This window comes from Paraburkholderia sp. MM5384-R2 (genome assembly GCF_014201025.1).
In the GTDB taxonomy this organism is placed as follows: domain Bacteria; phylum Pseudomonadota; class Gammaproteobacteria; order Burkholderiales; family Burkholderiaceae; genus Paraburkholderia; species Paraburkholderia tuberum.
On sequence record NZ_JACHDI010000005.1, the window covers coordinates 81185 to 94763 of the forward strand.

General features: G+C 65.0%; 11 protein-coding genes. 10 read left to right on the plus strand and 1 reads right to left on the minus strand.

Features of this window, described 5'->3' with window-relative positions:
• The first annotated feature begins 138 nt into the window (after positions 1 to 138).
• From HDG37_RS10855 to HDG37_RS10900, 10 genes are all read left to right on the plus strand, one after another.
• A complete protein-coding gene (locus tag HDG37_RS10855; protein WP_184046862.1) occupies positions 139 to 1413 on the plus strand; it encodes a serine hydroxymethyltransferase in 1275 nt (424 codons plus the stop codon).
• An 18-nt stretch (positions 1414 to 1431) separates the two neighbouring features.
• A complete protein-coding gene (locus HDG37_RS10860) occupies positions 1432 to 2403 on the plus strand; it encodes a dipeptidase (RefSeq protein ID WP_184046864.1) in 972 nt (323 codons plus the stop codon).
• A 45-nt stretch (positions 2404 to 2448) separates the two neighbouring features.
• Positions 2449 to 2988, plus strand: coding sequence for a DUF5943 domain-containing protein (locus HDG37_RS10865; RefSeq protein ID WP_018425095.1), 540 nt, complete (start codon positions 2449 to 2451; stop codon positions 2986 to 2988).
• Between the two features lie 25 nt (positions 2989 to 3013).
• Positions 3014 to 5077, plus strand: coding sequence for an NADH:flavin oxidoreductase (locus HDG37_RS10870; RefSeq protein WP_184046866.1), 2064 nt, complete (start codon positions 3014 to 3016; stop codon positions 5075 to 5077).
• Positions 5078 to 5079: 2 nt separating this feature from the next.
• Positions 5080 to 7005 (plus strand): (Fe-S)-binding protein, encoded by a 1926-nt coding sequence (locus HDG37_RS10875; protein WP_184046868.1) that lies wholly within the window; start codon positions 5080 to 5082, stop codon positions 7003 to 7005.
• A 7-nt stretch (positions 7006 to 7012) separates the two neighbouring features.
• Entirely contained in the window at positions 7013 to 8200 is a 1188-nt protein-coding gene (locus HDG37_RS10880) for an electron transfer flavoprotein subunit alpha/FixB family protein (RefSeq protein ID WP_184047398.1), read from the plus strand.
• Positions 8197 to 8976: an electron transfer flavoprotein subunit beta/FixA family protein gene (locus tag HDG37_RS10885; RefSeq protein ID WP_184046870.1), complete on the plus strand. Its 780-nt coding sequence runs from the start codon at positions 8197 to 8199 to the stop codon at positions 8974 to 8976. Before HDG37_RS10880 ends, HDG37_RS10885 begins: the two co-directional genes overlap by 4 nt.
• A 73-nt stretch (positions 8977 to 9049) precedes the next feature.
• Positions 9050 to 10336 carry an SRPBCC family protein gene (locus tag HDG37_RS10890; protein ID WP_184046872.1) on the plus strand — a complete coding sequence of 429 codons (1287 nt, stop codon included), beginning with the start codon at positions 9050 to 9052 and terminating at the stop codon, positions 10334 to 10336.
• Between the two features lie 34 nt (positions 10337 to 10370).
• The gene (locus HDG37_RS10895) at positions 10371 to 11561 is read left to right on the plus strand and encodes a hybrid-cluster NAD(P)-dependent oxidoreductase (protein WP_184046874.1); all 1191 of its coding nucleotides are present in this window, start codon (positions 10371 to 10373) and stop codon (positions 11559 to 11561) included.
• Positions 11562 to 11744: 183 nt separating this feature from the next.
• Entirely contained in the window at positions 11745 to 12602 is an 858-nt protein-coding gene (locus tag HDG37_RS10900; RefSeq protein WP_184038367.1) for a glycine betaine ABC transporter substrate-binding protein, read from the plus strand.
• A 58-nt stretch (positions 12603 to 12660) separates the two neighbouring features.
• Here HDG37_RS10900 and purU read toward each other — a convergent pair whose 3' ends face one another.
• Positions 12661 to 13536, minus strand: a complete 876-nt coding sequence (gene purU, locus HDG37_RS10905; protein ID WP_184046876.1) for a formyltetrahydrofolate deformylase — start codon at positions 13534 to 13536, stop codon at positions 12661 to 12663.
• Between the last annotated feature and the right edge of the window lie 43 nt (positions 13537 to 13579).

The following is a 13579-nucleotide window of genomic DNA, read 5'->3' on the forward strand; positions in this document are numbered from 1 at the left end:
GGAAAAGGCAAAGAACGCGTCTGAATTCGTAAATAGACGCGCCGGGTGATTGTCAAGAATAGACCCAAGGCAAAGCGGCAGCGCGATCCCGCCGGCAACCCGCAGCAGCCTCCCCGTCAACGTTCTCACGGACCTTCCATGTCGAACCCGAATCCCTTCTTCGAAGACTCGCTAGCGGCGCGCGACCCGGCCGTGCGCGGCGCCATTCTGAAAGAGCTCGAGCGTCAGCAGTCGCAAGTCGAGCTGATCGCGTCGGAAAACATCGTGTCGCGCGCGGTGCTCGACGCGCAGGGCTCGGTGCTGACCAACAAGTACGCGGAAGGGTATCCGGGCAAGCGTTACTACGGCGGTTGCGAATACGTCGACACGATCGAGACGCTGGCGCTCGATCGCATCAAGCAGCTCTTCGACGCGAAGTTTGCCAACGTGCAGCCCCATTCCGGCGCGCAGGCCAACGGCGCGGTGATGCTCGCGCTCGCGAAGCCCGGCGACACGGTGCTCGGCATGTCGCTCGACGCGGGCGGGCATCTGACGCACGGCGCGAAACCCGCGATGTCGGGCAAGTGGTTCACCGCGGTGCAGTACGGCGTGCGGCGCGACACGATGCTGATCGACTACGAGCAGATCGAGGAACTGGCGCAACAGCACAAGCCGACGCTGCTGATCGCCGGCTTCTCCGCCTATCCGCGCGCGCTCGACTTCGCGCGGCTGCGCGCGATCGCCGATGGCGCCGGCGCGAAGCTGATGGTGGACATGGCGCATATCGCCGGGGTGATCGCGGCCGGCCGCCATGACAATCCGGTCCCGCATGCGCACGTGGTCACGTCGACCACCCACAAGACCTTGCGCGGTCCGCGCGGCGGATTCGTGCTCACCAACGACGAGGAGATCGCAAAGAAGATCAACTCTGCCGTGTTCCCCGGCTTGCAGGGCGGCCCGCTGATGCACGTGATCGCCGGCAAGGCGGTCGCATTCGGCGAGGCGCTGCAGCCGGGCTTCAAAACCTATATCGACAGCGTGCTCGCGAACGCGCGGGCATTGGGCGAGGTGCTCACATCGGGCGGCGTCGATCTGGTGACGGGCGGCACCGACAACCATCTGCTGCTGGTCGATCTGCGGCCGAAGGGGCTCAAGGGCAATCAGGTCGAACAGGCGCTGGAGCGCGCGGGCATCACCTGCAACAAGAACGGCATTCCGTTCGATACGGAGAAGCCGACCATCACCTCCGGCATCCGCCTCGGCACACCGGCGGCCACGACACGCGGCTTCGGCGTCAGCGAGTTTCGCGAGGTCGGGCGTCTGATCGTCGAGGTGCTCGATGCGCTGCGCGTGTCGCCCGAAGGCGATGCCGCAACCGAACGACGCGTGCGCCGCGAGATTTTCGCGCTGTGCGAGCGCTTTCCCATTTACTGAGTACGCGTGGAGCAAACGATGAGTCAACTGCACGAGAACAGCATCATCATCGACGGGCTGAACATTTCGAAGTTCGAGCGCTCGGTGTTCGAGGACATGCGCAAGGGCGGCGTGACCGCGGTGAACTGCACGGTGTCGGTCTGGGAGAGTTTTCAGAAGACCGTCGACAACATCGCCGAAATGAAGCAGCAAATCCGCCAATACAGCGAGATCCTCACGCTGGTGCGCACCCCCGACGACATCTTCCGCGCCAAGAAAGAGAACAGGACCGGCATCATCTTCGGCTTCCAGAACGCGCATGCATTCGAGGACAACCTCGGCTATATCGAAGCGTTCAAGGATCTCGGCGTCAACGTGGTGCAGCTTTGCTACAACACGCAGAACCTGGTCGGCACCGGCTGCTACGAACGCGACGGCGGTCTGTCCGGCTACGGGCGCGAAGTGATTCAGGAGATGAACCGCGTCGGCATCATGGTCGATCTGTCGCATGTGGGCGGCAAGACGTCGTCGGAGGCGATCGCGGCGTCGAAGAAGCCGGTCTGCTATTCGCATTGCTGCCCGTCCGGGCTCAAGGAGCATCCGCGCAACAAGACCGATGAGCAGCTGAAGGAGATCGCGGACGCGGGCGGCTTCGTCGGCGTGACGATGTTCGCGCCGTTCCTCAAGCGCGGACCGGATGCGACCGTCGAGGACTATATCGAGGCGATCGAGTACGTGGTGAACCTGATCGGCGAGGACCAGGTGGGGATCGGCACGGATTTCACGCAGGGATACAGCACCGAGTTTTTCGACTGGATCACGCACGACAAGGGCCGTTATCGCCAGTTGACGAACTTCGGCAAGGTCGTGAATCCCGAAGGCATTCGCACGATCGGCGAGTTTCCTAACCTGACCGCCGCGATGGAACGCGCCGGCTGGAGCGAGACGCGCATCCGCAAGATCATGGGCGAAAACTGGGTACGGGTGTTCGGCGAAGTCTGGAAGGTGTGAGCTTTAACCCTTGTTTTCATAGCGGATACGAAACGGAGTCTCCACATGCAACCCCAACTGCCTATCGACGTCGATCCGGACACCGGCGTCTGGACCACCGACGCGCTGCCGATGCTGTACGTGCCGCGCCACTTCTTCACCAACAACCACGTCGCCGTCGAGGAAGCGCTCGGCCGCGACACGTACGCCGGGATTCTCTACAAGGCCGGTCACAAGTCCGCCTATTTCTGGTGCGAGAAGGAAGCGAAGCAACATGGTCTTGCCGGCATGGCGGTATTCGAGCATTACCTGAACCGTCTGTCGCAGCGCGGCTGGGGCATCTTCAGGATCATCGAAGCCGATCCGGCCAGCTCGCATGCGCGGATCGAATTGCGGCACTCGTCGTTCGTGCTCGCGCAACCGGGCAAGACCGGCAAGCTCTGCTACATGTTCGCCGGCTGGTTCGCGGGCGCGATGGACTGGGTCAACGATACCGCGCCCGACGGCGCGCGCAAGGGCCCGCCGTCGCAGTCGAAAGAAGCGCGCTGCGCGGCGGAGGGACACGAGCACTGCGTGTTCGAAGTCTCGCCGCTCGCGTCAATCTAATCCGGGCATTTCGAGGTCGATCGCGATGCGTTACCCGAACCTTTTCAAGCCGCTCACGTTGAACCAGCTGACGCTGCGCAATCGCATCGTCAGTACCGCGCACGCGGAGGTCTATGCGGAGCCGGGTGGCCTGCCCGGCGACCGTTATATCCGCTACTACGAGGAAAAGGCGAAGGGCGGAGTCGGACTCGCCGTATGCGGCGGTTCGAGCCCGGTGTCGATCGACAGCCCGCAAGGCTGGTGGAAGTCGGTGAATCTCGCCACCGACCGGATCGTCGATCCGCTCGCGCGGCTCGCCGAAGCGATGCACGCGCATGGCGCGAAAATCATGATTCAGGCCACCCACATGGGACGCCGCTCGGCGTTTCACGGCGAGCACTGGCCGCATCTGATGTCGCCGTCGGGTGTGCGCGAGCCGGTGCATCGCGGCAACGCGAAGATCATCGAGGTCGAAGAAATCCGCCGCATCATCGGCGACTTCGCGGCGGCCGCGAAGCGCGTGAAGGATGCGGGCATGGACGGCATCGAGATCTCCGCGGCGCACCAGCATCTGATCGATCAGTTCTGGAGCCCACGCACCAACTTCCGTACCGACGAATGGGGCGGCTCGCTCGAAAACCGCCTGCGTTTCGGCGTCGAAGTGTTGCAGGCGGTGCGCGCGGCGGTGGGTGCCGACTTCTGCGTCGGCCTGCGCATGTGCGGTGACGAATTCCATGAAGACGGGCTTGATCACGACCAGCTGAAAGAGATTGCCCAGGCGATGAGCGAGACCGGCCTGATCGACTATCTCGGCGTGATCGGTTCCGGCGCGGACACCCACAATACGCTCGCCAACTGCATGCCGCCGATGGCGCTGCCGCCCGAGCCGTTCGTGCATCTCGCGGCCGGCATCAAGCAGGTCGTCAAGGTGCCGGTGATGCACGCGCAAAGCATTCGCGACGCGGGCCAGGCCGAGCGGCTGCTCGCGAGCGGCATGGTCGATCTGGTCGGCATGACGCGCGCACAGATCGCCGATCCGCATATGGTCATCAAGATCCGCGATGGCCGCGAGGACGAAATCAGGCAGTGCGTCGGCGCGAACTACTGCATCGACCGTCAGTACAACGGGCTCGACGTGCTGTGCGTGCAGAACGCGGCGACCTCGCGCGAAGCGACGATGCCGCACGTAATTGCGAAGACGCGCGGGCCGAAGCGCAAGGTCGTGGTGGTCGGCGCGGGGCCGGCGGGGCTCGAAGCGGCGCGCGTCGCGAAGTCGCGCGGTCACGACGTGGTGCTGTTCGAAAAGAACGATCACGTGGGCGGCCAGATCATGCTGGCGGCGAAAGCGCCGCAGCGCGAGCAGATGGCGGGCATCGTGCGCTGGTTCGACATGGAGACGAAGCGCCTCGGCGTGGACCGCCGCCTCGGTGTCGCCGCCGACGAGCGGACCATCATGGCCGAGAAGCCCGACATCGTCGTGCTCGCCACCGGCGGTTCGGCGTTCACGTCGCAGGTCGCGGCGTGGGGCGTCGACGCGGGGCTCGCGGTCAGTTCGTGGGACGTGCTGGCCGGCAAGGTCGAGCCGGGCAGAAACGTGCTCGTGTACGACGGCGTCAGCACGCATGCCGGCGCGGGTGTGGCCGATTTCATCGCGAGCCGCGGCGCCAACGTGGAGATCGTCACGCCCGACGTGAAGGTCGCCGACGACGTCGGCGGCACCACGTTCCCGATCTTTTATCGCCGTCTGTACGCGCAAGGCGTGATCCATACGCCCAATTACTGGCTCGACAGGGTGTACGAGGAGGACGGCAAGAAGATCGCCGTGATCCGCAACGAGTACACCGAGGAGCAGGAGGAGCGCGCGGTCGATCAGGTGGTGATCGAAAACGGCAGTACGCCGAACGACCGGCTTTACTGGAAGCTGAAGCCTGAATCGGTCAATCGCGGCCAGGTCGACGTGCACAAACTGTTCGCGTCCGAACCGCAACCGTGTCTCGACGAGCTGCTCGGCGACGGCCGCTTCCTGCTGTTCCGGGTCGGCGACTGCATCTCGATGCACAACATTCACGGCGCGATCTACGATGCGCTGCGCCTTTGCAAGGATTTCTGACGATGAGCCCCGTGTTTGTCATCACCGTCCTGCTGTGGGTGTCGGTGGCCGGTCTCGCGTTCGCGCTGGCGCGCCGCGCCGCCTACTGGCGCGAGGGCCGCGCGACCGTCGCGGGCGCCTATGGCTGGGCCAATCTGCTCGCGATCCCGAAGCGTTACTTCGTCGACCTGCATCATGTGGTCGCGCGCGATCCGTATATCGCCCGCACGCACGTTGCCACGGCGGGCGGAGCGATCCTCGCGATGGCGCTCGTGTTCGTCAACTACGGTCTCGCGATCTACTCGCCGTGGCTGGACAAGCTGATCTTTCTCGCCGCGCTGGCGATGCTGATCGGCACGGTGTTCGTGTGGCGCCGCCGGCATGGCGCGAAGACGATGCCGGCGCGACTCTCGCGCGGGCCGTGGGATCAGTTGCCGTTGCTACTGGGCGCGTTCGCGCTCGGTCTCGCGCTGTTCATCGCGCTTCCGGCGACGGCGATGTCCGGCGCGCTCGCGGTGATCGTCGCGCTGTTGATCGCGGCGGGCGCGTTCACGATGACGTTCGGCGCGGCGCGTGGCGGCCCGATGAAACATGCGTTGGCCGGACTGCTGCATCTCGCGTTTCATCCGCGTCAGGAGCGCTTTGCCGATTCCACCGCAGCGCGTCACGCTGGCGATGCCGTGCCGCCCACCGCGCTTAAAATCCCGCTGCTCGACGAGAAGGAATACGGCGTCGGCAAGCCGGTCGAATTCCGCTGGAACCAGTTGCTCAGCTTCGACGCCTGCGTGCAATGCGGCAAATGCGAAGCGGCGTGCCCCGCGTTCGCGGCCGGTCAGCCGCTCAATCCGAAGAAGCTGATTCAGGATCTGGTAACCGGCATGGTCGGCGGCACCGACGCGCAGTACGCAGGCAGCCCGACGCCCGGCATTCCGGTCGGCAAGCACGCGGGCGCACCCGGCAAGCCGCTGGTCTCGACGCTGATCGAAGCGGACACGCTGTGGTCCTGCACGACCTGCCGCGCCTGCGTGCAGGAGTGCCCGATGCTGATCGAGCACGTAGACGCGATCGTGGACATGCGCCGCAATCAGACGCTCGTCGAAGGTAGCGTGCCGGGCAAGGGGCCGGTGACGCTCGCGAATCTGCGCGAAACCGGCAGCCTCAACGGCTACGACATCGGCGCGCGCTATGACTGGGCCGTCGATCTGCAGGTGCAGGTCGCGCAGCCGGGCCGTCACGTGGACGTGCTGCTGATCGCCGGCGAAGGCGCGTTCGACATGCGCTATCAGCGCACGCTGCGCGCGCTCGTCAAGGTGCTGAACCGCGCGGGCGTCGATTACGCGGTGCTCGGCGGTGTCGAGACCGATACCGGCGACACCGCGCGGCGGCTCGGCGACGAAGCGACGTTCCAGCAACTGGCCGGTACGCTGATCGGGACGCTCGCGCAGTACTCGTTCGCGCGCATCGTTACCGCCGATCCGCATGTGCTGCATAGCCTGCGCAACGAGTATCGCGCGCTCGGCGGGTTCTATCAGGTCCAGCATCACACGGCGCTGATCGACGAACTGATCGCGAGCGGCAAGCTGTCGCCGCGCGCGGCCGCCGCCGTCGCGGAGCGCAACGTCACGTATCACGACCCGTGCTATCTGGGCCGCTACAACGGCGAGACGGAAGCGCCGCGCCGGGTGCTGAAGAGCATCGGCATCAAGGTGGTCGAGATGGAGCGTCACGGCCTGCGTGGACGCTGCTGCGGTGGCGGTGGCGGCGCACCGTTGACCGATATCCCGGGCAAACGGCGGATTCCCGACATCCGTATCGACGACGCGCGCGCGAGCGGCGCGGAGATCGTCGCGGTCGGCTGTCCGAATTGCACCGCGATGCTCGAAGGCGTGGTGGGGCCGCGACCGGAAGTGCTGGACGTCGCCGAACTGGTCGCCGCGGCGCTGGAGTAACGCGATGATGAATACGCTCAAACGAATCGATCCGCGCCGGCCGTTCACGGTGACGGCACAAGGACTCAGGCGCATCACGCTCGGCGTCGTTGGCATCGCGGACGCCGGCGGCAGTGCGTCGCTGGCTGATGCGCGTCATGCCGGGCATCGCGAACAGCCGAAGCCGCGCCGCACGACGGCCGCGCCGCGCCATGTGCTGCTGGTCGCGGCGCACACGGATCGCGGCGCGCTCGATGAACACGCGCGCCAGACGCTCGCCGCCGCCGCGCTGATCGCGGACACGCACACCGAAGTCGTGCTGCTGGTGTTCGGCGAATTCGCCGGCGATGCCGCCGCGCTCGGCGCCGACAAGCTGATCGAATTGCCGATGTTCGATCGCCGCACGTACGCGCCGGACGATGAACTGAATGCGCTGGCGGCCTGCGTCGCGGCCTATGCGCCAGCCCATGTCTTGCTGCCCGACAACGCGACCGGCGACGGCGACCTCGGCCGCCGCTATGCGGCGGCGGCCGATGCAAGCGTCGCGACGCACGTCGTCGAGATCGATGCCGGGCACGCGTGCACCTATATTCGCGCGAATTCGGCGCTCGCCAGCCGCGCGCTGCCCGAGGTCGTGCTGCTCGAGCCGAATGCGGTCGATCCGAAGCTGCCGTTCGTCGGCGCGGGCGAGCGGGTCGCGTGGCGCTTCGAGCGCGAAGCGGACAGCACGGTCTCGCAACGCGCGATATGCGATCTCGGCATCGACGAAATCGACGCGGCGCAGGTCGCGCTGGAGGAGGCGGATTTCATCGTGTCGGCGGGCAACGGCGTCAGCGACGTGCCCGCGTTCGAGCGACTCGCGACGACCCTCGGCGCGGCGATCGGTGCCAGCCGGGTTGCCGTCGACGACGGCAAGTTCACGCGCGACAAGCAGATCGGCGCGACCGGCAAGACCGTCGAGGCGAGCGTGTATATCGCGTTCGGCATCTCGGGGGCGGTGCAGCATCTGCAAGGCATCAAGGATTGCCGCCATGTGATCGCGGTGAATCTCGACGCGAGCGCGCCGATCGCGAAGCGCGCGAATCTGACCGTGATCGCCGACGCGCAGGAAACCATCGCGGCGCTCGACGAGGCGGCGGCCGCGGCGCGCGGTGCCCGCGCCACCTCGGCCGCGCTGCTGCGGCCGGGCAAGCTTGCCGAAGGAGTGCTCGCATGAAGATCGCCGTGCTGGTTTCAGTCGGACGTCACCCGGTCAGCGGCGTCGCGCGCTACAGCCGCAACGATGCGGCGGCGTTGACGCTGGCGCTGTCGCTCGTCAGAACGCATGGCGCGACGCTCGACGTGCTGCATGCGGGCGATCCGTCGAACGCCGCGTTGAACGAGTATCTGGCGCTCGGCGCGCGTTCGATCGAAGTGCTCGAGATGCCGCCCGACGCCGATCCTGCTCCGCAACTCGCCGGGCGTTTGCGTGGCTACGAACTGGTGCTGACCGGCACGCGCGCCGAAGGCGGTTTCGATAGCGGCATGCTGCCGTATCGCGTCGCGCATGCGCTGGCGGTGCCGCTCGTCGGCGGCGCCGTCGATCTGGCGCTGCGCGACGGTCGAGCGCAGGTCCGGCAGTTCATGCCGAAGGGCCTGCGACGGCGCGTCGAAGTGCGGCTGCCGGCATTGGTTGCCGTGCATCCGCTCGCGAACGTCGCGACGTCGTACGCCTATGCACGGATGCGCGAAGGCACGATCGAGCGCGCCGTCGCGCCGGTCGCCGACGCGCGGCACGGCGCCACTCCCGAACAGTCCGCATGGACGATCGGCCCCGCCACAGCGAAACCGGTGCGCCTCGCCGCCGCCGAAAAGCGCTCGGGCCACGCGCGCATGCTGTCGGCGACGACGACCGAGAGCCGCGGCGGCAGCGTCGTAATTGAAGGGAGTTCCGTCGAAAAAGCACAAGTGATACTCGCGTATTTGCGCGAGCATCAACTGGTGGATTACTGAATTCCGGCTCGGGCCAGCATGCGACCAGGAGGGCCTGGCGCGGCGCCAGACGTGACACGCAACGGAGCACACAATGAAAGTTTCCGCAGACGTTCGCGCAATGATCGAACGCCGCAAGCAGAATTACACACTGGAAGCGCCGTTCTATACCAGCGAGCCCATCTTCGCGCTCGACATCGATGCGATTTTCCGTCAGCACTGGATTCAGGTCGCGGTCGAGCCAGACGTGCCCGAGCCGGGCGACTATGTGACGGCCGAGATCGGCGACGATTCGATCCTGATCGTGCGCGACGACGACATGCGGGTGCGTGCGTTTCATAACGTATGCCGCCACCGCGGCGCGCGTCTGTGCAATACCGGCAAGGGCTCGCTCGGCAATATCGTCTGTCCGTATCACAGCTGGACGTATAGCCTCAATGGCGACCTGATGTTCGCCGAGCACATGGGCGAGCAGTTCGAGCGCTGCAAACATAGTCTGAAAGCGGTGCATGTCGAAAATCTCGCCGGACTGATTTTCATCTGCCTCGCCGAGCAGCCGCCCGCCGATTTCGCCGTGATGCGCGCCGCGATGGAACCGTATCTGTTGCCGCACGATCTGGCCGGCTGCAAGATCGCCGCGTCGATCGACATCATCGAGGAGGGCAACTGGAAGCTGACGATGGAAAACAATCGCGAGTGCTATCACTGCGTGGCGAACCATCCGGAGCTGACCATCTCGCTGTACGAATACGGTTTCGGTTATCAGCGCACGCCGGCGAACGAGGAGGGCATGGCCGCGTTCGAGACGACGGTCGCGCGCCGCACCGCGCAGTGGGAGGCGATGCAGTTGCCGTCGGCGGAAATCGAGCGGCTCGCCGACCTGGTCACCGGGTTTCGTACGCAACGTCTGCCGCTCGATCGCGACGGCGAATCGCAGACGCTCGACGCGAAGGTCGCCTCGAAGAAGCTGCTCGGCGGTTTCAGGCACGCGGATCTCGGCGGCCTGTCGTTCTGGACCCAGCCGAACTCGTGGCATCACTTCATGAGCGACCACATCGTCAGTTTCTCGGTGATTCCGCTGTCGGCCGGCAAGACGCTGGTGCGCACCAAATGGCTCGTGCACAAGGACGCGCGCGAAGGCATCGATTACGACGTCGACAATCTGACCGCCGTGTGGCGCGCGACCAACGACCAGGATCGCGCGCTCGTCGAATATTCGCAGCGCGGCGCGACGAGCAGCGCGTATGAGCCGGGTCCTTATTCGCCGTTCACCGAAGGACTCGTCGAAAAGTTCTGCGAGTGGTATATCGGCCGTCTCGCGGATTACGACGCGAACCCACGGGCGGTGCACGACGAGAAAGTCGTGTCGTTCGTGCGCTGAGCGCCAGACCGCAATGAGGAGCGGGGGGACAACCATGATGCGCGATCAGGCCATGTTTCAAGCGGACATCGAGCAGACTTCGCAGAATCCAGCTGACGCGCCGAGCCGCGTCACGCAGCCGCGCTTCTGGGACGCGCTGCCGGCGCGCTGGAACAGCGACGCCGACGATACGCTGGAGTGCTGCCAGGTCCGCAGCGAAACGCACGACGTGAAGAGTTTCTTCTTCCGCGCGCCATCCGGTCGGGCGTTCGTGTTCGAGCCGGGGCAATTCATCACGCTGGAGTTGGAGATTGACGGCGAGCGCGTCAATCGCTGCTATACGATCTCGTCTGCGCCCACCCGGCCGCATACGATTTCGATCACCGTCAAGCGCGTGCCGGGCGGCCCGGTGTCCAACTGGCTGCACGACCACCTGCATGCCGGTATGCAGGTACGCGTGCTGGGCCCAGCCGGCGAATTCACCTGCGCGCGGCATCCGGCGCGCAAGTTGCTGTTTTTGTCGGCGGGCTCGGGCATCACGCCGCTGATGTCGATGAGCCGCGCGCATCATGAACTCGGCGAGGACAGCGATATCGTCTTCGTGCACAGCGCGCGTACGCCGGACGACATCATCTTCGCGCGCGAGCTCGATCTGATCGCCGCCAATCAGGCGCATTTCCGCACCGCGTTCGTCTGCGAACGCGTGGGCACGCGCACCAATTGGCCCGGCATCACCGGCTTTCTGACGCTGCCGCTGCTGAAACTGATCGCGCCGGATTTTCTGGAGCGCGAGATTTTCACGTGCGGCCCCGCGCCGTATATGCAGGCGGTGCGCGATCTGCTCGATGAAGGCGGCTTCGATCGCCAGCACTACCACGAGGAAAGCTTCTCGTTCGAGACCGTCAGCGAAGTGGCCGCACAATTGGCCGAAGCGCATTTCGCGCACACGCTGAGCGATGCGTGCGCGCCGGCCGAAACCGCCACGCGTTTCAAGGTGAGCTTTACGCGCAGTCATCGCGAGATCGAGTGCGGCGGCGGCCAGCATGTGCTCGATGCGGCGAAGCAGGCGGGCGTGCGGCTGCCGGCGTCGTGCACGCAAGGCATGTGCGGCACCTGCAAGGTGAAGCTCGTGTCCGGCGAAGTGGCGATGAAGCACGCGGGCGGTATCCGTCAGCGCGAGATCGATCAGGGCATGGTGCTGCTGTGCTGTAGCAAGCCGCTGACCGATCTCGTCGTCGACAAGTAATACGACTGATAACACCGCAAGAACACGGCAAACACAGGGCGGAATTGCGTGGAAGTCGCATGCGGACAACTGGATGTCGCAAAACAACGCTACCCGGCAATTCTGGTTGGCGATTCTAAATACGCGATGTGCGGTTCGATGGCAAACGCGTCAATGGGCAAATGGATCAACGGGAGAACGTCGATGAGACTGATCGGAAAGATAGTGGTGGCAAGCGCGTTGGGGGTGATGCTGGCGGCGGTCAGTGCGGGCGTGTCGGCCGATTCGAAGCCGACCATCAAGATCGGTTACGTGGAGGGCTGGGACGATAGCGTGGCGACCTCGAACGTGGCCGCCGAGGTGATCGAAAAACGCCTCGGTTATCAGGTGCAACTGGTGCCGGTGGCGGCCGGCGTGATGTGGCAGGGCGTGGCGCGCGGCGATCTCGACGCGACGCTGTCCGCGTGGCTGCCGGTCACGCACGGCGCCTACTGGAACAACTTCAAGGACAAGGTGGTCGACCTCGGGCCGAACTTCAACGACGCGAAGATCGGTCTGATCGTGCCGGACAACGCGGACGTGAAGAGCGTCGGCGATCTGCAGGCGAAGAAGGCGGAGTTCGGCGCGCGCATCGTCGGCATCGACGCCGGCGCGGGTGTGATGCAGAAAACCAGCGAGGCGATCAAGGCCTATGGGCTCGACTATCAGCTGATGCCGAGTTCCGGAAGCGCGATGACCGCCGAACTGGCGCGCTCGGAGGCGGCCAGCAAGCCGATCATCGTGACCGGATGGAAGCCGCACTGGATGTTCGCCAAGTACAAGCTGAAATTCCTCGACGATCCGAAGAAGGTATTCGGTGAAGCCGAGCACGTGGATAGCGTGGTGAATCCCGAGCTCGAGAAAAAAGCGCCGACAGTGGTCGCGTTCCTGAAGAAGTTCCAATGGAAGCCGGGCGAGATCGACACTGTGATGCTGGCCACGCAGAATGGCGAAAAGCCGGCTGCAGCGGCCGACGCGTGGGTCAGCGCGCATGCGGACCGGGTGGATAGCTGGGTGAAGTAACTCGGCCAGGCGTCGGCGCAGCACACGAAAACGCCGCTTTTCAGCGGCGTTTTTCTGTTTACCGCAGCACGACGGTGCGCTCGCCGTTGATGAACACACGCCGCTCGACGAACGCCTTGACCGCGCGCGCGAGCGTAATGCATTCGACGTCGCGTCCGGTCGTCAGCAGCCGTTCGGGGCTGTACGAGTGATCGACCGGTTCGACTCCCTGCTCGATGATCGGACCTTCGTCGAGATCGTCGGTGACGAAATGCGCGGTGGCGCCGATTACCTTGACGCCGCGCGCATGGGCCTGATGATACGGTCTCGCTCCCTTGAAACCGGGTAGGAACGAATGGTGGATATTGATCGCGCGCCCGGCGAGCGCCCGGCTCGTTTCGGCGGACAGGATCTGCATGTAGCGCGCGAGAATCAGCAGTTCCGCGCCGGACGTATCGAACAGCTCGAGCAGGCCGGCTTCCTGCTGTGGCTTCGTGTCGGCTGTAATCGGCAGATGATGGAACGGCAGGCCGTGCGCTCGCGCGAGCGGTTCGAGATCGCGATGATTGGAGCCGATGCCGACGATGTCCATCTTCAGTTCGCCCATGCGCCAGCGAAACAGCAGGTCGGCGAGACAGTGTTCGAGCCTGGAAACCATGATCAAAACTTTCGGCCGGCTCGACAGATCGTGGATCGCCCACGTCATCCGGAAGCGTTCGGCGATCGGCGCGAATTCCTGCTTCAACGTGGCGATCTGCAGCGCATCGTCGCGATCGACGTGGTGAAACACGCAGCGCACGAAAAAGCGCTCGCTCAGTTCGTCGTCGAATACGGTGAGTTCGTCGACATAGCAACGATGCCGTTCGAGAAAGCCAGCGACGGCGGCAACCTGGCCCGCCGCGCTCGGACACGCGACGGTGAGAACCCCTTGAGCAGGACGGGAAATGGCGGACATAAGCTCTCCACATTGACGATCAGGCGAGGCCGCGGGGTGCGGC

Bases quoted from the DNA above. Each gene is read 5' to 3' on its own strand.
- HDG37_RS10855 (WP_184046862.1), top strand. From the start codon at position 139: ATGTCGAACCCGAATCCCTTCTTCGAAGACTCGCTAGCGGCGCGCGAC.
- HDG37_RS10860 (WP_184046864.1), top strand. From the start codon at position 1,432: ATGAGTCAACTGCACGAGAACAGCATCATCATCGACGGGCTGAACATT.
- HDG37_RS10865 (WP_018425095.1), top strand. From the start codon at position 2,449: ATGCAACCCCAACTGCCTATCGACGTCGATCCGGACACCGGCGTCTGG.
- HDG37_RS10870 (WP_184046866.1), top strand. From the start codon at position 3,014: ATGCGTTACCCGAACCTTTTCAAGCCGCTCACGTTGAACCAGCTGACG.
- HDG37_RS10875 (WP_184046868.1), top strand. From the start codon at position 5,080: ATGAGCCCCGTGTTTGTCATCACCGTCCTGCTGTGGGTGTCGGTGGCC.
- HDG37_RS10880 (WP_184047398.1), top strand. From the start codon at position 7,013: ATGAATACGCTCAAACGAATCGATCCGCGCCGGCCGTTCACGGTGACG.
- HDG37_RS10885 (WP_184046870.1), top strand. From the start codon at position 8,197: ATGAAGATCGCCGTGCTGGTTTCAGTCGGACGTCACCCGGTCAGCGGC.
- HDG37_RS10890 (WP_184046872.1), top strand. From the start codon at position 9,050: ATGAAAGTTTCCGCAGACGTTCGCGCAATGATCGAACGCCGCAAGCAG.
- HDG37_RS10895 (WP_184046874.1), top strand. From the start codon at position 10,371: ATGATGCGCGATCAGGCCATGTTTCAAGCGGACATCGAGCAGACTTCG.
- HDG37_RS10900 (WP_184038367.1), top strand. From the start codon at position 11,745: ATGAGACTGATCGGAAAGATAGTGGTGGCAAGCGCGTTGGGGGTGATG.
- purU (WP_184046876.1), bottom strand. From the start codon at position 13,536: ATGTCCGCCATTTCCCGTCCTGCTCAAGGGGTTCTCACCGTCGCGTGT.